Source organism: Streptomyces sp. NPDC006872, from assembly GCF_040635845.1.
In the GTDB taxonomy this organism is placed as follows: Bacteria; Actinomycetota; Actinomycetes; order Streptomycetales; family Streptomycetaceae; genus Streptomyces.
In genome coordinates this window covers 16585-35809 of sequence record NZ_JBEYIL010000036.1, presented here as the reverse complement: position 1 = coordinate 35809, position 19225 = coordinate 16585, and the positions used below count along the sequence as shown (strand labels likewise).

The 19225-nt window shown below is 70.5% G+C and carries 16 protein-coding genes, 1 pseudogene and 1 CRISPR repeat array; of the genes and pseudogenes, 7 read left to right on the top strand and 10 right to left on the bottom strand.

What is annotated here, in order from left to right; genetic code table 11:
* Positions 1-24: 24 nt before the first annotated feature.
* Both ABZ725_RS50690 and ABZ725_RS50685 read left to right on the top strand, forming a co-directional pair.
* Entirely contained in the window at positions 25-723 is a 699-nt protein-coding gene (locus ABZ725_RS50690; RefSeq protein WP_358809157.1) for a hypothetical protein, read from the top strand.
* 133 nt (positions 724-856) lie between these two features.
* Positions 857-1420 (top strand): GntR family transcriptional regulator, encoded by a 564-nt coding sequence (locus ABZ725_RS50685; RefSeq protein ID WP_358809156.1) that lies wholly within the window; start codon positions 857-859, stop codon positions 1418-1420.
* Positions 1421-1813: 393 nt separating this feature from the next.
* Here the strand turns inward: ABZ725_RS50685 and ABZ725_RS50680 are convergent, their stop codons facing one another.
* Together ABZ725_RS50680 and ABZ725_RS50675 are read right to left on the bottom strand one after the other, a co-directional pair.
* The gene (locus tag ABZ725_RS50680; protein WP_358809155.1) at positions 1814-2074 is read right to left on the bottom strand and encodes a hypothetical protein; all 261 of its coding nucleotides are present in this window, start codon (positions 2072-2074) and stop codon (positions 1814-1816) included.
* A 96-nt stretch (positions 2075-2170) separates the two neighbouring features.
* A pseudogene (locus tag ABZ725_RS50675) lies at positions 2171-2428 on the bottom strand (transposase); the annotation flags it as partial.
* A gap of 632 nt (positions 2429-3060) precedes the next feature.
* Between ABZ725_RS50675 and ABZ725_RS50670 the strand changes: the two are divergent.
* The 5 genes from ABZ725_RS50670 to ABZ725_RS50650 all read left to right on the top strand — a co-directional run bounded on the left by ABZ725_RS50670 (position 3061) and on the right by ABZ725_RS50650 (position 7514).
* A complete protein-coding gene (locus ABZ725_RS50670; RefSeq protein WP_358809154.1) occupies positions 3061-3405 on the top strand; it encodes a putative ATP-grasp-modified RiPP in 345 nt (114 codons plus the stop codon).
* Positions 3326-4306 carry an ATP-grasp ribosomal peptide maturase gene (tgmB, locus tag ABZ725_RS50665; RefSeq protein WP_358809153.1) on the top strand — a complete coding sequence of 327 codons (981 nt, stop codon included), beginning with the start codon at positions 3326-3328 and terminating at the stop codon, positions 4304-4306. The genes ABZ725_RS50670 and tgmB overlap by 80 nt, the downstream gene beginning before the upstream one ends.
* A complete protein-coding gene (gene tgmC, locus ABZ725_RS50660; RefSeq protein WP_358809152.1) occupies positions 4303-5499 on the top strand; it encodes an ATP-grasp peptide maturase system methyltransferase in 1197 nt (398 codons plus the stop codon). The genes tgmB and tgmC overlap by 4 nt, the downstream gene beginning before the upstream one ends.
* Before the next feature lie 294 nt (positions 5500-5793).
* Positions 5794-6297 carry an N-acetyltransferase gene (locus ABZ725_RS50655; RefSeq protein ID WP_358809151.1) on the top strand — a complete coding sequence of 168 codons (504 nt, stop codon included), beginning with the start codon at positions 5794-5796 and terminating at the stop codon, positions 6295-6297.
* A gap of 353 nt (positions 6298-6650) precedes the next feature.
* Positions 6651-7514, top strand: coding sequence for a hypothetical protein (locus tag ABZ725_RS50650; RefSeq protein ID WP_358809150.1), 864 nt, complete (start codon positions 6651-6653; stop codon positions 7512-7514).
* A 357-nt stretch (positions 7515-7871) separates the two neighbouring features.
* Here the strand turns inward: ABZ725_RS50650 and ABZ725_RS50645 are convergent, their stop codons facing one another.
* The 8 genes from ABZ725_RS50645 to cas2e form a co-directional block, all read right to left on the bottom strand.
* Positions 7872-8696 carry a hypothetical protein gene (locus tag ABZ725_RS50645; protein ID WP_358809149.1) on the bottom strand — a complete coding sequence of 275 codons (825 nt, stop codon included), beginning with the start codon at positions 8694-8696 and terminating at the stop codon, positions 7872-7874.
* Complete coding sequence (locus ABZ725_RS50640) at positions 8696-9028, bottom strand: hypothetical protein (protein WP_358809148.1); 333 nt, start codon at positions 9026-9028, stop codon at positions 8696-8698. Before ABZ725_RS50640 ends, ABZ725_RS50645 begins: the two co-directional genes overlap by 1 nt.
* Before the next feature lie 76 nt (positions 9029-9104).
* Positions 9105-9377: a hypothetical protein gene (locus ABZ725_RS50635; protein WP_358809147.1), complete on the bottom strand. Its 273-nt coding sequence runs from the start codon at positions 9375-9377 to the stop codon at positions 9105-9107.
* 1 nt (position 9378) lies between these two features.
* Positions 9379-10428: a major capsid protein gene (locus tag ABZ725_RS50630; protein ID WP_358809146.1), complete on the bottom strand. Its 1050-nt coding sequence runs from the start codon at positions 10426-10428 to the stop codon at positions 9379-9381.
* A 13-nt stretch (positions 10429-10441) separates the two neighbouring features.
* Positions 10442-10852, bottom strand: coding sequence for a head decoration protein (locus tag ABZ725_RS50625; RefSeq protein WP_358809145.1), 411 nt, complete (start codon positions 10850-10852; stop codon positions 10442-10444).
* 122 nt (positions 10853-10974) lie between these two features.
* On the bottom strand, positions 10975-11832 hold the full coding sequence (locus ABZ725_RS50620; protein ID WP_358809144.1) for a hypothetical protein: 858 nt from the start codon (positions 11830-11832) through the stop codon (positions 10975-10977).
* A complete protein-coding gene (locus ABZ725_RS50615) occupies positions 11822-13663 on the bottom strand; it encodes a hypothetical protein (protein ID WP_358809143.1) in 1842 nt (613 codons plus the stop codon). The genes ABZ725_RS50620 and ABZ725_RS50615 overlap by 11 nt, the downstream gene beginning before the upstream one ends.
* A gap of 113 nt (positions 13664-13776) precedes the next feature.
* A CRISPR array of direct repeats spans positions 13777-18805; the repeat unit is 29 nt; unit sequence GGGATCATCCCCGCGGGCGCGGGGAGCAG.
* Between the two features lie 92 nt (positions 18806-18897).
* Complete coding sequence (gene cas2e, locus ABZ725_RS50610) at positions 18898-19200, bottom strand: type I-E CRISPR-associated endoribonuclease Cas2e (RefSeq protein WP_358809165.1); 303 nt, start codon at positions 19198-19200, stop codon at positions 18898-18900.
* Positions 19201-19225: the final 25 nt, after the last annotated feature.

The window sequence follows — 19225 nt, the reverse complement described above, 5'->3', positions numbered from 1 at the left end:
GTGCTGCGGAGGTGGGGGAGTGACATGCGGTTTCCGCCGTTCGACGACCAGGGGACGCTGACGACGATCGAGTTGGAGGCGCTGCGGTCGTTGCACGCGGCGTACATGACCGCACGGTACGAGTGGCAGTCGGCCGTCGCAGTCTGGGACCGCCTCTACACCGCTCGCGACCTGGCCGACCTGCGCGCAACGGAGCAGCCCCCGTTCCGGTACTACGAGGAAGCCGTCGAGGAGATCGCAAGCGACGCCTCCGACTACGAGCGGCACACGGCACTGCTCACCTGGCGGTACGCGGCCTCGGCGGCCGTCCTGGGCATCACCGTGCTGGAACGCGTGGCCCGAGCGAAACCGTCGCTGACGGCCTCCACCGTGGAAGAGCTGTGTCAGGAGCCGACCCTTGGCCGGCTGCGCGATGCGCTGTCGGTGTCGGCGGCCGACTTCCTGCCCGACCGCGAGCGCAGCTTCCGTGACGAGCGGAAGGAAATGGCGGAGCGGTGGGCAGATCTGCGCGACGGCGTGGACACCGCGATCGGGATTGTTGTCGGGATCGCCGACGACGAGGGAGCGGCCTATCCCCGGACCAGGGAGGAGGCGGCGGGCTGCTTGATGACCGAGCACAGCCCGTCGTACACGGACCCGGTATACCAGGGGATCCTGGAACCGCTACTCGTGGTGGCGGAGGAGGTTCCGTACGGGATCAGCCGGATCATCAAGGCCCGCTGACCCCGACGGACCCGCACGTATCCGGCCTGTCCGGGCCCGGTGCACGCAATGCCCTGCAACTTCGTGGTGCCCACGTCACGCGGCCCGTCAGGCTGGATCCCGCATCGGAACACCGGGGACAGGGAGCACAGGCATGACAGCTGCGGACAGCGTGGTGGCGAGCGACGAAGACGTGCATTCGGTACGCCGGTGGGTACGGCTCTCGTGCACCGAGCCGGGCACCCACCTGCCCGCGCTGACCACGATCGCGAGGCAGCTCCAGCTGTCCGCGCCCATGGTCCGTTCCGCCCTGGAGCAGCTCGCCACCGAGGGGCTGGTGACCCTCCACGACGGCTACCGGCTCTACAGCGTCGGCACGATGACCCCGACCGAGCGCGCCTATCGGCTCATCCGAACCGTGATCCACCGAAGCTACCTGCCAGGCGAGCGGTTCATGACCCGCTTCGACATCGCCCAGAGCCTCGACATCGGTACGAAGGAGGCTGCGGCCGCGGTGCGCCAGTTGGTGACCGAAGGGGTCCTGGTGGGGCCGCGCGGGCAGTACGTCAACGAGTTCAGCCCGCAGCAGCAGCGCCGGCGCGTCCGGCAGCTGCGGGAACGCGCCAAGGACCTGCGCCGCGAGGCCCTCGAACTGATGAGGGCTGCCCGGGAGATCGAGCAGCAGATGGCCGTCGACGACCGCTTCAAGGACACGTAGCACCCTGACGGTGCCGAGCAGGAACTTTACGGCTTCCTGCTCGTCCACCACGCCATCCGGCACCTGATGCACCAGGCCGCACGACAAGCCGACCGGGACCCCGACCGGATCTCCTTCACCCGCTCACTGCGCGTCGTGCGCCGCCAGGTCACCGACCAGGCGGCATTTTCCCCCCGGCCGACTCGCCCGCGCGGTCAAAGCCACCCACGCTGAACTCCTCGAACGCCTCCTGCCACGGCGACGCCGCCGGGCCAACCCCCGCGTCATCAAACGCAAAGTCGCCAACTGGCCCCTCAAACGCGCCGCCCACCGCGTTGCAGACCGCCCATGTGCTGCGGCTGTCACCATCGTTGGCGCCACCAAACCCAAACGGGTCAAACGGATACCAAAGCCCTAAGTTACCGGTATTGAGGCTAGGCCACTTCCGGCCTTGTAATAGTTGGGTTTCGGGTGAATGTGGTCCGGGTCCCAATATATTTGCAGGTAGCGGTGGGCTTCGTCGGCAACTTGCTTAAGGCCCACCGTTCCGGCTATCGCAACTCCGGTTCCGTAGACTTTGAGGTTCTTTGCGATGGTGCCAGCACCCTGAAGAACGTAGGGGAGGCCTTCAATGCTCGCTTCAAGGATATTTTCGCTAAAGGATTTCTGGCTCATGTCTTTCCGTGTCCCGTGCGGTGAGTCGGCATCTGCGTCAGGCTTCACACGGAGATACGGAGGGTGTGCCCATCGAGGAGGATCTCTTGACGAGTCTCATGCGCTCAAAGTGACGGTCTTAACGCTTTTCATGCTGCTGGAGCGGGTGATGCGGCGTGTCATCAGGGTGATGGCGGCCCAGGTGATGAGGGTTTCTGAGTGCTGGATGAGCCGTTCGTAGTCGCGGGCATGCCGGCGGGCGTTCATGATCCAGGCCAGGGACCGTTCGACGCCCCAGCGGCGGGGCAGGAGGACGAATCCGGAGGTGTCCTTTGGCCTGGCGACGGTTTTGATCGTGAGGTTCAGGTGCTTCTTTCAGTGCCGCGACGGTGTCCGTGTCGAAGCCCTTGGCCTGGCGGTTCAGCGCGCGGGCGGTGCCGCCGAGCATCCGTTCGACGGCAAGGATCAGCGGGGTGCCGAGGGCGAGCTTGAGGGTGTCGCGGCGGTTCATGAACAGATCCATCTGCGTCCATCCGGCCAGGGCGTGGGCGGCCGCCTCGGTCAGCAGCGGGAGCTGGATGCCATCCAGTACCGGACCGGTGGCAGTCAGGCCGAGATCACCGGGCGTGAGCGGCTGGCCGACCGCCTGGGAGAGCACGTCGGCGAGCAGTGCCGGGACCGGCGGACGGGGCCTTTCCCCGTCGGTCCAGCGCCGTACGCGGGTCGTGTCCGGGGCGATCTGGTTGTGGCCTCGGGCTTTGCCCGTCACGGCGATCCGTCGGGCGACCTCGCCGTGGGACAGGCCACTCGCGGCGATCCACAGCGCCAGGTGCGGGTTGCCGGATCCGCTGGCCATCGGCGCCTCGCCCTCCCTGCTCTCCGTATACGGAGCGTGGCCTTTCCGCCACCGTTCGCGACCCCTACGGTACTGGTCAGGGCCCTGGGTGGGCACTGATTCTGCTCAGGCGGCCGTCCGGCCGCTACTGGTTGAGGGGAAGGGACAACGTATGGCGACGTTTGCACCCGAGGCTCCGTGGGCGATGCGGCTGGTGACGGACCGGCTGCCGGTCGGTCCGCCGTCGTACGCGACGGTGACGCTGGACGCGTCCGCGCAGACCGCCCGCTACACCGACGCCGCCGGCCAGATCATCGAAATGGGCAAGCACGGCTCGTCGAGGACGAAGGGCACCGCATCGATGTCGGGGGGCGGGGACGGGCAGAACCCGCAGCCGCAGTCGCAGGACGACAACCGACTACGAGTCGGACTGACCGGTGGCCTCCACCGTCCTGGTCGTCACCGCGCTGGAAGACGTCACCGCGGACTGGGTCATCGCCGCGCTGAACGAGCGTGAGGTGCCCGTCGTACGCGTCGATCCTGCCGACGTCGGGCCCTCCCTGACCTTCGCGTTCCGCATCGGTGCGGACAGCCAGGCATGGGGCGGACGGCTGCGTACGGCGAGCCGGGACGTGGAGCTGGGGGAGGTGGCGGCGGTGTACTACCGCCGCCCCACCCCCTACGCCGCCCGGTTCGAGCACCTGCCCCAGCAGCAGCGCGAGTTCGCCGCCGCCGAGGCCAGACACGGGCTCGGCGGCGTCCTGAACCACCTGCACGGCGCGCTGTACGTCAACCACCCCGCCGCAGTGACCCGCGCCGACTTCAAGCCCGCTCAGCTCCAGCGGTTCGCCGAGCTGGGCCTTGCGATCCCGCCGACTCTGGTCACCAACGACATCGAGGCAGCACGGAAGTTCGCCGCCGACCACGAACACGTGATCTACAAGACGTTCCGCGGCCTGCCTCGCTCCGAGGACGGTCACACCGGGGCGATCTGGGCCCAGCGTGTCGGTCCGGAGTCCTTCGACGACGCGCTCGCGGTGACCGCGCACCTGTTCCAGGCCGAGGTCCCCAAGACCGGCGACGTGCGGGTGAGCGTGGTCGGCGAGAAGGTGTTCGCCCAGCAGATCGCCGCCCCGGACGGCGCGTTGGACTGGCGTCGGGGCGACTGGGACGAGCTGATCCACACCCCCATCACGGTCCCGGCCGCGATCGAGGCCGCGCTCCACAGCTATCTGGCGTCATTCGGCCTGGTCTTCGGCTGCTTCGACTTCGCCCTGACGGGCGACGGGGACCGCCTGGAGCACTGGACCGCGATCGAGTGCAATCCGAACGGCCAGTGGGGCTGGCTCCCGGACGCGCCGGCCATCACCGAGGCGTTCGCCGACATCCTGAGCACGGAAGGAGGCGGCAGGCCATGACCATGCCCGCCGACCTTGAGACAGACGCCGTACGGCTGCGCGCGGCGATGACGAAGGCCCTCGCCGCGGACGGCGTCCTCGCAGATCCGGCCTGGCGGCAGGCGGTGGAGACGGTGCCGCGGCACCGGTTCGTGCCCGGCTTCTACCTGCCCGGAGAGCGCGACGGGCAGGGGCTGACGGTGTGGGAGCCGGTCACCGCCGGGCTCGACTACGGCCGCTGGCTGGCCGCCGCGTACTCCGACACCACGCTCATCACGCAGTTCGACGGCGACGAGCCCGACTGGAAGAACCCGCAGGTTCGGCACGGCGGCGCCCCGACCTCATCGTCCACGCTGCCGTCGCTGGTCGTGCGGATGTGGGCGGACGCCGAGGTCACCGAGGGGCACACCGTGCTGGAAATCGGCACCGGCACCGGATACTCGACCGCGCTCGCGTGCGAACGGCTCGGCTCCGCCGACGTCACCAGCATCGAGGTGGACGGCCGCCGACTGGAGACGGCCGCGAGCGCGCTCCACGCCTGCGGCTATACGCCGACCCTGGCGGTGGCGGACGGACTGTACGGCTACTGGCCCGAGGCGTCCTTCGACCGGATTGTGGCCGCCTGCTCCTTCCGCGCCGTGCCCCCGGCCCTGCTCGCGCAGACCCGGCGGGGCGGGAAGATCCTCCTCACCCTTTCCGGCTGGCTCTACGGATACGCCCGCGTCCTGCTCACCGTAAACGGCGATGGCACCGCCGATGGCCGGCTGCTGGGCGGCACCGTGTCGTTCATGTCCGCCCGCACCCACGCCGCGCCGGCCTTCGGGAACCCCGCCCACTGGGCCGCGTGCCTACCGGACAAGGCACGGACCACCCCGCACGACCCAGGGCGCATCACGGACGCGACCGAGGAAGCATTCCACCTGCGGTTCCTCGCCCAGAGCGCGGTGCCCAACGCGCAGATGACGACCGTGGGCGAGGTGGTGCACCTGGTCGACGTCGTCACCGGCTCCGCCGCCACCCTCACCCCCGTCGAGGGCCGTTGGGAGGTGCGCGAAGGCGGCCCGGTGAAACTGTGGGAGCGGATCGAGAACGTGCTGAACGCGTACGACGAGGCGGGCCGACCCAAGCCGGAGACGTTCACCCTGCACGTCTACGACGGCGGGCAGCACCTGCGCCACCCACAGCTGCCCGACCTACCGCTGCCCAGGCCCTAATGGACCTGGGGATGCACGCGAACTCCGGCACTGATCAGACTTCTGGCACAACCAGTGTCCTGTGACAGCGAACCTTGAGCGTGTGCCATCGATTTGAGTGCCGACGATGAGCAACTGCGGCAGGTATCCGCCCTGGGATCAGAAGCCATTGCCATACCGATCATGGAGTCTGTCGATCGAACGGGAGTCTCGATCGGGTGATCGCGGGCCCTGCCCGGCACGAGAGCAGGGCCTGGCGGTATGCGGGGAGAATCCAGGGGAGCGGACGGCCACGCGCTGCTACGGTCGGGCGCCATGAGCTGGCTTCCCGATGACTTCGTCCACCCCGTCCGGGTACCGCTGCCGGGCGGTGGTCATCACCTGCGGCCGATCCGGGAGGCGGACACCCCGCTCGACTATCCGGCTGTGATGGGTTCGCGCGAGCGGCTGTGGACCATCTTCGGCCCGGCCTGGGGCTGGCCCGCGGCCACCATGACCTACGAGGCCGACCAGGCGGACCTGTTGCGGCACGAGAAGGAGATCGCCGCGCACCAGTCCTTCAACTACGCGCTGTTCGACGCGGCGGAGACAGCTCTGCTCGGCTGTGTCTACATCGACCCACCGGAGAAGGCCGGCGCGGACGGCGAGATCTCCTGGTGGGTGGTGGACGAGCTGGTGGGCAGCAAGGTCGAGCAGGACCTCGACGCGCTGGTGCCGCAGTGGATCGCCGCCGACTGGCCGTTCCAGCAGCCGCGCTTCCTCGGCCGTGAGATCTCCTGGTCGGACTGGCTCGCCCTGCCGGAGCACCCCGACGCGTAAGCGGTTGTTGCCCGTACCGATCTCGAAGGCTGTCGATCGAACGGGAGTCTCGATCGGGTGACCGCGGCGGTTTCCGCACGTGAAAGCAGGGCCTCCTGGTGGCTCGGGGGTGCGATCCCGTTCCGAGTGGTTCCCGGAAGCCCTCTTGTCTTTGTTGCCCGCTTCAGCGAGCGCAGCGTGTGAGGCATCGTCCGGGCCGCGTCGGCGATCCGCCGCATCGCGAGGCTGGGCAGGTGGGCGACCGGAGGCAGCACCACCACCCTCCGCCATCCGATAACGACCGTTACCTCGCCAATCGGGTGCATATCAAATCGGGACGTGTGCGACCACTCATGACAACACACAGATGAGGTATGGAAAACCTCGACCAGAGCAAGGTCGGCCCGACCGAAGGAGTGACGGCCACCGCGAAGGAGCTACTGGGCGGAGCAGCAGCAGTGTTTACTGTATCCGCCGTATTGATCTACTTCGCCGGCGCGGTAGTTCTCGCGCTCCGTATGGAGGCGAGCGGCTTCCGGTCCGCGCTGGTGCTCAGTCAGATGCCTCGCCCGGTGCTGCAGGAGATCGCGGCCTCGTCGGTTTTCCTCCCTGCCGCGTTGCTCGCCTTGTTCGGCTATCTGGTCCCACGGATTCTCCTGCCAACCAATTCGTGGTTGCCCCGCCGACTCGGCCAGTTCTTAGACAAATTCCCCAGGTCGGCGTTCCTCCTGTTGACTGTGCTGCTCATGGTGCCAGGCGTCATCTTGTGGCTTCAGTGGGACAGCTACATCCCCGAGGCGGGGCTGATCTGCCTGGCGGTGATCGCTGTGGTCGGCTTCGCTTTGATGATCGGGTCCGCAGTGCAGCAAATGCAGAAGTTCCGCGAGGCACGTCCTGGCCTCTGGATCGCGGTGGTCACCATGGCCGTGATGTTGGCGGCCATCCCGGGGGCCGTGGTCGGCGCAGGGGGCCTGCCGCTGCAGTACGCACGGGCCTGCGGATCGGGTTACGAGCTGGAGGCCCGCATCATCGGCGCAGCCAGCGACTGGGTATATCTGGGCGAGTACAGCTTCGACGAGCACGACAATGCGCTCCCGCCGCAGCTCGTACTTGTCCCGACCAGCCGGGTGAGCGCGGTCACCGTGTCCGAAAAGCTGCACACCAGGGCCGGGTGCGCCCTGACGGACTGCGTGCCGACCACGGGCAGGCTGGGCACCACCACAGCATCACCGTCCTGAGTCTGGACAGGCTCGGCCACCGCAGCTCCAGTGATCGGATCGGATGTCACCGCACATCCAACCGCCATGACCACCAACCCTGCGAACCTAATGCGGTCACAGCACTGGCATTTGGGGTGGAGGAGACGCTGGCCAGCCTCCCAGGCAAAAGCCAGCAGGAGATCTTCGAGATGATCGCGGCGGTTCTCGTCCGGCCGGACTCTTGGCCACCGCCCGGCGGTCGGCACGGCGCACTCTGCTGGAGGCCGCAGTCGTGGGTCGCGTTCGCCGCGTACTCCGACGGGGTCGAGGTGTACGACATGGGTTGGGCAGGCTGAACAAGCCCGGCCGCACCAGCGCGGCGAGGCTCCCGTTATCTCAGTTGCGCGCCGCTTTCACGAGATCCGGGCGGGGTCCGAACCCGCGTCGGCAGCGTGGATGGGAGATCGGCCACTCGGCCGCCTCTTCGACGGTGCGCACGGTTCGGTTGGCCTTGTCGGGATCCCGATGGGTAGTCCAGCCGCAGTCGGCTCCGTCGAAGACCTCGAGAATGGTGACGCCTTCCTGGCGGGCCCGGTTGAGAGTGCCGGCGTTGTAGGCGACGGCCGACTTGGCGAGTGTCGCCGCCTCGGCCCACGCCCGCACTGGCATGCGCGCACCGTTGCGGTAGATCACGTATGTGAACTGGTGTTCGGCGGCAAGCCGGTCGGCGAGGGCCTTCGCGGCCTGCAGGGCGGTGGTGTGGCCGGCTGCCAGCAGCGGGACTTCGCGGCGGGCGGCGTCTCGTACGGCACGGTAGAACGCGGCGGCCATGCGTTTCTCCTCCTCGGAGCGGCGCAGGAAGTCGGCGTAGGAGTCGGAGGCCAGTGACTGCAGGGCCTGGGTGTGGATGAGCGTCCACGAGAAGTGCCCGCCGACCGTCGCGGCTGCGGCCCGCGCCGCTTCTTCGTACAGGTGGGGCAGTTGGCGGGTGACGAACGCGCGGGCCTCGGTGTCGGCGCGCTGTTGGAAGTCGGCGATGGCGGCCTGGAACTGTGCGAGCCGGTCGGCGACTGTCCGGGAGCGGGCGTTGTCGCCGATCGCGGCGAGGACGGCGGTCTGATGGTCCGCGAGGCGTTGCCAGGCGTCCTCCAGTACCGCGGCGACGCGCGCGGCCACGGTCTCGGCGTCGCCGGGCGTGAGCGGCTGGAACTCGTGCGCCACTACCGCCACCAGTCGTGGCGGCGGCGACGGGCGGAGTGCAGCGGGGCGATGACGAGGGTGTCCGCGCCGTTCGGCTCGTCGGGGCCGGTCGCGTCCTCCACGGAGGCGATCTGTCGTTCGAGGCCGGTGAGGTTGTTGGACTGGTCGAGGGTGGCCACGCCGTTGACGGTCAGCTGCAGGGGCTCGGAAAGCAGCTTGGCCCTCCGCTCGTTGAGCACTTCCAGGGCCACGGCTCTGGCCGAGCCGAGTCGTGCGTAGCGGGTCTGCAGGTCGGTCTGGTCGGTGTCGGGGCCGAGCTGTGCCAGGAGCCAGGCGAGGACGGCGGGGTCCACGGGCGGTGTCCTTCCGGAATGGTGGCGCGGCCCGGCAGCCCCGGCGCACAGGGGTGTCGGGCCGCGCCGGTCTCGGTTACTGCTCGTCGGCCTGCTTGCGGGTCCGGGACCGCGTGGGCTTTGCCTCCGGTTCGAGGTCCGGGGTGGGTGCGGGGTCGGGTTCGGTGCCGCCGTCGCCGGCGTCCTCCTCGCCTTCGCTCGCGTCGTCGTCCTCTTCCGGTTCCCAGGCGTCCGGGTGCGTGATGGCCCCGGCCAGGTCGTCGTCGGGTTCGTCGCCGGGCTGCAGGATCAGCTGCTCGTTCGTCTTGGGGTGCCGCACGTGCACCGCTGCCGCCAGTCGCCGCCCCATGTCACAGCACCTTCGCAGTGATGTGGCAGTCCGGGGCGTACAGCACGGGCATGGCCACGGCCGCGCCCTTGGTCCAGATCTGCACCGGGTCGTCCTGGCCGCCGCGGGTGATGATCAGGCCGGGGGCGTCCTCGCGGGTGATCTGCGGGTTGCTTCCCCGCGACAGGACCAGCGACTCGGCTGTGGTGCCGTACAGGGTCTGCCCCCACTTCGCCCGGTCCGGCGGCAGCATCACCCACCGGTCGTCCGGCAGACACTTGGTGGAGGTGCCGTCCACGCGGACCTGCGCCCGGTACAGGGTGATCGGCGGCAGACCGTAGTTGTCGCGGACCACGTTGATCTGCTGCGGCGTCAGAGATGCGGTGGGGGTCGTCGACGGGTTCACCGACCCGTAGTAGGCGGCCCGGTAGGCGTTGTTTCCCGCCAGGTAGGAGTAGACGCGCCGCGAGGTGACGACCAGCACGGGCACGGGCGCGCCGATGGAGTCGAGGTAGGCGATCCAGCCGAGCTCGTCCCCGATGGCGTCGGCGGTCGGGTCCGACCACGCCTTCGGCGCGGTCGGCATGTTCGCGGCCGGGACGCCGAAGTCGACGTCGAGGGTGAGCCCGTTCTCCGACGACAGGGAGAACCTGCCGTCCGTGAGGACGTCGCCGGCGGCCAGCTCCAGTCGGGAGTTGACGGCCTCGACGTGCCGCTCCACGTCGTCGTACAGCAGCTGCTCCAGACGGGACGCGTCAGCGCCGCGGGCCGCCTCCTGCAGCAGCAGCTCGACTTCGCCGACCATGAGCTTCTCGCCCAGGGCAGGCAGCATGCCCTGCGTGGACGTCTGCCACGCCTGCCGGTCCGCGAACGGCACCGAGGCGTCGAAGCTGCGGTACTTCGCAGCGTTGACGTAGCGGCCGGTGTTCTTGATCCGCCACATGACGTCCTGCACCGACACCTTGGCGAACACGGTCTGGGTGAGCAGGAAGTCGGCCGGGGAGGGGATGTAGCGGGCGAACGTCGTCAGGTCCGCCGTGGTGACGTCCTTGATCAGGTCCTGAACAGTCATCGACAGGGCTCCCTTACACGAACCGGATCTGGCAGACGGCGGACGGGGCCACGGCGGCGACGGCGACCGGCAGCTTCGCGGTCCTCACCGAGCCGTGCCACAGCAGCGCGGCCGGGACCTTGATCTGCGTCGGCGCGAACAGCACCTCTGCGAACACGAACCCGGTAAGGGTCTGTCGGCCGTCGGGGGCGGCCGTGGAGTAGAGCCCGTACAGGCCGCTCGCGGTGATCCTCCCGAGAGGGAGGCCGGACAGGAGCCGCGAGTAGGGGATGTCCGTGTCGGTGGACGGGGAGTAGTGCGTGCCGGATGTGAAGGTGGACATGTCGAGGGTGACGGAGTCGACCGAGTCGGTGCCGTGCAGGCTGGCGAGCCAGGACCGGTCGGCCGTCAGGTTCTGGGTGGTGGTGACCGGCTGAACGGTCATGAGTCCTCCCGGGGACGCGACGAAGCGGGTGATCGTCCGCTCACCGGCTGGTGGCGTCGTCCACGAAAGGAGATCGGGGCGTGGTCCCCGCGCATCCGGCCTTTGTCCCGCCGGTGGGAGGTTCAGCTGCTGGTCACAAACCCGCGTTGGCGGGCCATGTCGGCCCCGGCCTGACCGGGCTTGGGCACGTTGGCACCGCGCGGCGGCGGCCCGCCGGCCGGGGAACCGCCAGGGGCTGCGGGCGGTGCCTGGGCGGTGGTGCCGAACAACTCGGGGCGGCGGTCCTTGAGGGCCTGGGCGGCCTCGGCGACGGCGTCCTCGTCGGCGTCGTCGACGAGGACGAGGAGCCGTTCCGCGTCGGCGAGGTCGTCACCGGTGGCGCCGAGTCCGACGAGGACGGCGCGGCGCACCGCGGCGCGCTCACGCGTCAGGGCCTGCGCCTCGCGCTGCGCCGCGGCGGCCGTGGCCTCGGCGGCAGCCTGCTCACGCCGCTCCAGTTCGGACATGGCGGCCGTCTGGGCGTCGCGCTGCTGCGTCACGAACGCGGTCAGGTCCTCGGCCTTGGTGAAGCCCAGCTGCTCGACGAGACGGCGGACTGCGGCGCGTTCGCCCTGCTGCTTCTCGCGGGCCAGCAGCCGGTTCAGCGCCTCCTGGTCCAGCGTCGGCGGGGGCGACCCGGCAGGATCCTGGTTCGAGGTGGGCGGCAGCTGCTGGTTGGACGGGTCGGTGGGGTCCGCGCCCAGGATGGGGAAGATGGGGGCACCGTCGCGCCGGTAGCCGACGGGCGTACGGGGGTCGGGAGTTGCCTGTCCATGCGGATCGAGTCCTCCAGCGGCAGCGCCCCCGCGCCGTCGATCAGTGTAGCCACAGCCCTGCGCGCGGCCGGCGAGCGGGAACCGGGTGTACCGGCCTCGCCGGTGACCCCGGTAGTTCCGGGCAGCCGCAGTGACTTGGCCGAGGGCGGGCTGGTCAGCGCCCATCCTGCGCAAGCTGACCCGGCTGAACGAGCGGCACCGTAGGGACTGGGTCGGCTTCAGGCAGGCCCAGGTATTCGCGCACCGCCTTGTTGTCGCCGGTCGCATCCGCGAGGCGGGAGGCCTGGTCGAAGGCCCGCTTTTGAAGGCGTTCGATCTCCTCGGTGACATCGTCGACGGGATATCCGGCTTCCTTCAGCATGCGGACCGCGGTCTCCAGGGAGAACACACCGGCGTCGTAGCCCGCCGTGACGTCGTTGAGGACGGTGGTGCGGTCGGTGGGGGTGTGCGCGCCCCACACCAAGCGGGCGGGCAGCGACTCGCCGGCGGGCCACTCCTGCCCGGCCTGGTGCAGCCGCTGCACCAGGCGCAGCAGCAGCTGGTACTTGTGGTCGCGGGCCAGACGCATCGCGCCGACCAGGGAGTCGAGCGGGCCGAGGGCGAGTTGCAGCGCGTACCCGGACGGCACCTTGGCCACGTCGAGGGTGCCGAGCCCGGCCGTCGTCAGGCGGGTGTTGGAGGCCAGCCGGTCGAGCAAGTGATCGACGCGGCTGCGGAGTTCGGCGAGCTGCGCGGACGTGTCCAGGGTGTCCATGCGGCCGTTGTCGGCCAGCTGCCACACCGTTCCGGCCTCCACACGCACCGGGAGCGGCTGGCCGGTGGAGCGGTCGATGGGCAGCCGCGCCCCGGCGAGAGCCACGATCGGCGTGCCTGTGGTCGATGACGCGGACGCGCTGTCGGTGTCGGTGGCCTGCAGCTCGTCCAGCAGTTGCAGCACGGTCGCCAGCGTGGGCTTGCCCCAGTGCTCGCCGGCGTCGGGGATCGAGTTCGGGACGTGCACGACCGGGATGAAGTCCACCATGAGGTCGAGCCGGTCGAGGACCTGGCCGTCGGAGCGCACTCGGTGGGCGGCCTTGTCTGCGGGCAGGCTGAACACGTCGTGTGCGGAGCCGAGGTCCTCCAGCAGCCATTCGGCGTCCATCAGATAGCACGTCGTCGACGACGGCCTGCCCGGCGCCCACGGGTAGATGCGGGTCACCGTGCCGGTGAGCGGGTCGAGGGCGTCGCCGACGGTCAGCACCGGGTCGCCGTCCGCGCCGGCCACCTGTTCACGGACCGCACGGCCGTCGCTGGTCTGGCCGGACGCGGTGGCGGGCCCGATCGGACCGAGCTCGTAGGTGATGCGCCGCACGCGGTCCTTGAGGCCGCGCACCGGGTCGGCGGGCAGCTCCCACGCGAAGTGCACCCGCTGCGGGTACTCCTGGGCGTCCTGCTCACCCTCGTCCCACTCGGGGAAGTACCAGCCGGGGTCGTAGGTGCGCAGCAACACCCGCCGCTTGGAAGGCTCCCACGCCAGCGTGTAGACGCCGTCGCCGCTGCGCACCGCGCACCGTTCGGCCTGCTGCACACGCAGCGGCAGCAGCTCCTTGTCCGCCCACGAGCGCAGCCTGTCCTGCAGGTCGGCCGCCGCTTTGGCCCCGGGGCTGGGTTTTTCGTCTGCCCGGCCGGGATGCTCGGCCCCGGGCACCACGATGGTCTGCTCCGTGCCCAGCAGGTAGCCGAGCGTGGTGTCGATAAGTTTGGACGGGTCGCCCAACTCGCGGCGTTCTGCGCCGTGGTGGTCGTCACCGGTGACGGAGGCGAGCTGTCCGGCCTGGTTGGAGTCGTAGGCGGCCAAGAACTTGTAGGCGGCCAGACGGCGCAGGTCCTCGGCGGGCACCCACGAAGTGTTCAGCTCGGGGAACGCATGGTGGCCCGGCCGACTGGGGTGGGCCATCGTCTGCTTGTAGTTGAGCCACGACCAGGCGTCGATGAGCAGTTCACGCAGGTGCCTCACGGGTGCCCCTCCAGGCGACCGGGCCCCGCGCCCGCAGCCAGCTTAGGCCTTGATCCACCGATGTGGTCTGGGCAGTGACAGAGTCTGCGGAGCGCGGTCTTCAGGGCCTGCGTGGGACCATCCCCGCTGGTGCAGGGAGCAGTAGGGGTAGGGCGGGTAGCCGTGGTTCCAGCCGGGACCATCCCCGCGGGTGCGGGGAGCAGGGCGACAGTCTCCAGGGGTCCCCAGACCGGGAGGGAGCATCCCCGCGGGCTCGGGGAGCAGTAGCACTGCGTCTCGACGTAGTCGGTGGTGCCGGGATCATCCCCGCGGGCGCGGGGAGCAGTTGAACTCCGTCAGCGCGGCGGCGGCGTTGTCGGGATCATCTCCGCGGGCGCGGGGAGCAGGCATCGAATCCGGGCGTCGTGCGTACGTCCACGGGATCATCCCCGCGGGCGCGGGGAGCAGTGGTTGCAGTAGTTCCTGACGTCGTCCGTGTTGGGATCATCCCCGCGGGCGCGGGGAGCAGCGGATCCCGGGTCACCGGGTGGCAGCGCGTCCGGGATCATCCCCGCGGGCGCGGGGAGCAGGTCAACACGGCCGGCGGCCGCGAGCTCGGCCTGGGATCATCCCCGCGGGTGCGGGGAGCAGTTCATGGTCGCCGCGATCGCGCCGCAGACCCTGGGATCATCCCCGCGGGCGCGGGGAGCAGAACCAGCCCGGCGGCTGGAACGACGTCCCTCCGGGATCATCCCCGCGGGCGCGGGGAGCAGGGTCCGGGCGACCTCGGAGTAGCGCTTGAACCGGGATCATCCCCGCGGGCGCGGGGAGCAGCAGTGGCCGTCGCGCTTGACCCGGAGCGGGATGGGATCATCCCCGCGGGCGCGGGGAGCAGCAGTTCACCAGCGCGGTCGCGTTCAACGTGCGGGGATCATCCCCGCGGGCGCGGGGAGCAGGTCCTAGGTGACAGGGGGCCCTGCGCGGTACCGGATCATCCCCGCGGGCGCGGGGAGCAGAGCTGCCAGTCCGGGGCTTCGTCCGTGCCCATGGGATCATCCCGCGGGCGCGGGGAGCAGCCCTTCTTGTGGCGGCGCATCTCGGAGAACGGGGGATCATCCCCGCGGGCACGGGGAGCAGGTCGGGAAAGCGCCGTCGTTGTACTGGACGGGGGGATCATCCCCGCGGGCGCGGGGAGCAGTCCTGGAGATGATGCTGCACGACGCTGCGCACGGGATCATCCCCGCGGACGCGGGGAGCAGTCCGGGACGTACCGGCCGAGGGTGTTGGCGACGGGATCATCCCCGCGGGCGCGGGGAGCAGGGGGCTGCATGAGCTGCACAAGCGGCTCGGCGGGGATCATCCCCGCGGGCGCGGGGAGCAGCCGGGCGGGTCGTTGTAGTGGATGTCGAAGTAGGGATCATCCCCGCGGGCGCGGGGAGCAGCCTGCCCAGGGCTCGACCGCCACGTACGAGATGGGATCATCCCCGCGGGCGCGGGGAGCAGGCTACCCGCAGGTGGATTGGGTCCTGGTTCCAGGGATCATCCCCGCGGGCGCGGGGAGCAGACCCAGTACTCCGAGTCGCACGTCCAGGCCCCGGGATCATCCCCGCGGGCGCGGGGAGCAGGACGGCCGCACCGTCGAGGCCTACGCCTCGGTGGGATCATCCCCGCGGGCGCGGGGAGCAGGCAGTGTCGAGGGCCTCCTTCAGCTCCTTGCGGGGATCATCCCCGCGGGCGCGGGGAGCAGCGCAGCGATCAAGGGCGCTGCGATCCAGACCGGGGATCATCCCCGCGGGCGCGGGGAGCAGGGTTCCCAGGTGTCGCGGGCCGAGAGACCCAGGGGATCATCCCCGCGGGCGCGGGGAGCAGGGCCAGCGTGTCATCCCGGGTTTCAGCGTCGTGGGATCATCCCCGCGGGCGCGGGGAGCAGCGGTCGTCCCTCTTGCGTACCTGGGCGGTGCCGGGATCATCCCCGCGGGCGCGGGGAGCAGGTCTCCAGGGACATGACGCCCTTGTCGACGCCGGGATCATCCCCGCGGGCGCGGGGAGCAGGCCGGCACCGTGACCGTCGACACGTCCACCACGGGATCATCCCCGCGGGCGCGGGGAGCAGCGTCCGTACTGCTCTCCCTTGCCGGGATTGCCGGGATCATCCCCGCGGGCGCGGGGAGCAGGGCGGGTTGGGGGCGGCGGCGACGCTGACGCTGGGATCATCCCCGCGGGCGCGGGGAGCAGGGCGGGTTGGGGGCGGCGGCGACGCTGACGCTGGGATCATCCCCGCGGGCGCGGGGAGCAGTCAGCCGTGTTCTCGCCGCGCGCCAGCACGCCGGGATCATCCCCGCGGGCGCGGGGAGCAGTAACTGTCGTGTCTGAAGGGATTATCGCGGCTGGGATCATCCCCGCGGGCGCGGGGAGCAGACGACGGGGCACGGCATCACGGCCGTGCGGACGGGATCATCCCCGCGGGCGCGGGGAGCAGTCCACCATGTCGCTGTGGCCGGGGGCGGTGCCGGGATCATCCCCGCGGGCGCGGGGAGCAGGCAGCCCAGAAGAGGTTGCTCATGCCGTTGATGGGATCATCCCCGCGGGCGCGGGGAGCAGTAGTGAGCCAGCGTCAGCGCGACGTGCCGCGCGGGATCATCCCCGCGGGCGCGGGGAGCAGGTGCACTCGGCGAAGACTTCGAGCGCGCGCCGGGGATCATCCCCGCGGGCGCGGGGAGCAGCCACGGTCACGACTCCCCCGGGACTGGGCGCGGGGATCATCCCCGCGGGCGCGGGGAGCAGGCTGAAGGACATCGGGATCACGCCCCCGGGAGGGGATCATCCCCGCGGGCGCGGGGAGCAGGACTTGGGCGCGCGCTCCGGGAACGGCAGCGGGGGATCATCCCCGCGGGCGCGGGGAGCAGCGCCGGCCGACGGGCAACGACGAGAAGCACGCGGGATCATCCCCGCGGGCGCGGGGAGCAGTGCTCAGCGGCCTCTACGGCATGGGCAGCGCGGGGGATCATCCCCGCGGGCGCGGGGAGCAGTGCGTCAAGGTCCTCGCGGTGGCGTTGACGTCGGGATCATCCCCGCGGGCGCGGGGAGCAGTCCGTACCCCGGCGAACCTCAAGGCGCTGATCGGGATCATCCCCGCGGGCGCGGGGAGCAGGTCTTGTCCCGGATGTGCTTGCGGTAGCCGGAGGGATCATCCCCGCGGGCGCGGGGAGCAGTGCTCCGTTCTTTACGGGACATCTGGCAGGCCGGGATCATCCCCGCGGGCGCGGGGAGCAGCTCCCAGTGCATCAGGGGGCGTCCCTTCCCCAGGGATCATCCCCGCGGGCGCGGGGAGCAGTAGCCACAGGCATGGAAAAGCCCCGCCGGAAAGGGATCATCCCCGCGGGCGCGGGGAGCAGGAACACGCCGTGAGCATCGATCCCCTGGCGTCGGGATCATCCCCGCGGGCGCGGGGAGCAGGACATCTCCCCTCCTCTCCTCGGGGCCCCGCGGGGATCATCCCCGCGGGCGCGGGGAGCAGCAATCGGCGGCAGCAACTGCTTCTGGGCGCGGGGGATCATCCCCGCGGGCGCGGGGAGCAGCCATCGGCCGAGTAGCAGTGCTGCACGGCACCGGGATCATCCCCGCGGGCGCGGGGAGCAGAGCTCGCCCCAGAATGCCCTGTTCTGGTCGACGGGATCATCCCCGCGGGCGCGGGGAGCAGAGCGGCGCTGACCCGGACGGGTACGAAGCGCTGGGATCATCCCCGCGGGCGCGGGGAGCAGCATCACCATGGCGAGCCGGACCCTCGGCGTCAGGATCATCCCCGCGGGCGCGGGGAGCAGGCTGGTGCGGAACTTGATGTTGTTGATGTTCCGGGATCATCCCCGCGGGCGCGGGGAGCAGTTGTTGCAGGGCTCGCCGCATCCTTCGCAACGGGGATCATCCCCGCGGGCGCGGGGAGCAGTCGACCGTGTCGCCCTGAGCGTCCACGTAGACGGGATCATCCCCGCGGGCGCGGGGAGCAGGCATCAGCCACGGCCACGGCCGACACCTGAGCGGGATCATCCCCGCGGGCGCGGGGAGCAGTCGACCGTGTCGCCCTGAGCGTCCACGTAGACGGGATCATCCCCGCGGGCGCGGGGAGCAGGGAATCGGAGCTTTCCCGCAGGTGGGCGAGCCGGGATCATCCCCGCGGGCGCGGGGAGCAGCGCCCCGCCGGCCACGGTTACCAGCCGGTCCAGGGATCATCCCCGCGGGCGCGGGGAGCAGTTCACCAGGCGCAGGATGCACATCTCCGGGTCGGGATCATCCCCGCGGGCGCGGGGAGCAGAGGCCGATCCAGTAGGCGGCATCGAGGTTGACGGGATCATCCCCGCGTGCGCGGGGAGCAGTTCACCTGGCAGTGCGCGAGGTGCGGCGAGTGGGGATCATCCCCGCGGGCGCGGGGAGCAGGTCGCGCCGTCGGCCGCCTGCCGAAGACGCTCGGGATCATCCCCGCGGGCGCGGGGAGCAGGCGCGCCGTCCTGCACGGCGGTGACCGCGGCAGGGATCATCCCCGCGGGCGCGGGGAGCAGGCGCGCTCGCGCAGGCCGCGGCGGTAGGCGGCGGGATCATCCCCGCGGGCGCGGGGAGCAGATGGGCGAGAGGCCAGACGGGAGTTGGACGTCGGGATCATCCCCGCGGGCGCGGGGAGCAGTCCGCTTCCGCCGCCGCATAGCGGCCGGGCCTGGGATCATCCCCGCGGGCGCGGGGAGCAGCCCAGGAGCGACGTCGGAGCTTCGCCAGCTGCGGGATCATCCCCGCGGGCGCGGGGAGCAGGCCGTGATCGCAGTGCGGGCGCGGTGAGTCCAGGGATCATCCCCGCGGGCGCGGGGAGCAGAGCGTCCTCGAAGGGTCGTCCTCCGCCGAAAGGGGATCATCCCCGCGGGCGCGGGGAGCAGGTGACGACCGGATCGTCCGCGATCAGCGGGGAGGGATCATCCCCGCGGGCGCGGGGAGCAGCTGTTTGGCGACGATCTTTTCGGCCTCGGCGAGGGATCATCCCCGCGGGCGCGGGGAGCAGCGTCGCCGAAGGGGTCGAGGTCGATGGTGATGTGGATCATCCCCGCGGGCGCGGGGAGCAGGATGGCGTGGACCGCGATCACGTCGCTGGGCAGGGATCATCCCCGCGGGCGCGGGGAGCAGACTGTTTGACCTGGCGCTTTAGCGCGGAGACGACGGGTTTCTGAGTACTTTCACTGAATCTGGCAATGCGTCACTAATCATCGCAATGCGCCTCACGTTCTTCCGAAGCGTCGGCGTTTGGCCGCCTTGCTCCATCCCGTCGGAGCCGTGGTCGGCGGGGCGGCCTCTGACGGTGGGAGTTTCGTGTCGGGGCGGTGGATGAGGGTGACGCCCTCGTGGTCGACGGGGTGCCACGCGTGGTCGTGGGTGCGGAAGGTGAAGCCCTGTTCGTTGTTGGTGGTGTGGGCGAGCAGAGCGCGTCCTTGGCCGGCGTATTGCTGGACCTCGTGCCAGAGTGCGTCGCGAATGCGGGCTGACGGGTTGCCCACGAACACGCCTGCGGAGATTTCCAGCAGTCAGCGGGTCAGGAAGCCACGGAGG

Coding starts and splice junctions, on each gene's coding strand:
- ABZ725_RS50690 (WP_358809157.1), top strand. CDS start 25: ATGCGGTTTCCGCCGTTCGACGACCAGGGGACGCTGACGACGATCGAG.
- ABZ725_RS50655 (WP_358809151.1), top strand. CDS start 5,794: ATGAGCTGGCTTCCCGATGACTTCGTCCACCCCGTCCGGGTACCGCTG.
- ABZ725_RS50630 (WP_358809146.1), bottom strand. CDS start 10,428: ATGACTGTTCAGGACCTGATCAAGGACGTCACCACGGCGGACCTGACG.
- ABZ725_RS50620 (WP_358809144.1), bottom strand. CDS start 11,832: ATGGGCGCTGACCAGCCCGCCCTCGGCCAAGTCACTGCGGCTGCCCGG.
- tgmC (WP_358809152.1), top strand. CDS start 4,303: ATGACCATGCCCGCCGACCTTGAGACAGACGCCGTACGGCTGCGCGCG.
- ABZ725_RS50625 (WP_358809145.1), bottom strand. CDS start 10,852: ATGACCGTTCAGCCGGTCACCACCACCCAGAACCTGACGGCCGACCGG.
- ABZ725_RS50650 (WP_358809150.1), top strand. CDS start 6,651: ATGGAAAACCTCGACCAGAGCAAGGTCGGCCCGACCGAAGGAGTGACG.
- ABZ725_RS50685 (WP_358809156.1), top strand. CDS start 857: ATGACAGCTGCGGACAGCGTGGTGGCGAGCGACGAAGACGTGCATTCG.
- ABZ725_RS50680 (WP_358809155.1), bottom strand. CDS start 2,074: ATGAGCCAGAAATCCTTTAGCGAAAATATCCTTGAAGCGAGCATTGAA.
- ABZ725_RS50635 (WP_358809147.1), bottom strand. CDS start 9,377: ATGGGGCGGCGACTGGCGGCAGCGGTGCACGTGCGGCACCCCAAGACG.
- ABZ725_RS50670 (WP_358809154.1), top strand. CDS start 3,061: ATGGCGACGTTTGCACCCGAGGCTCCGTGGGCGATGCGGCTGGTGACG.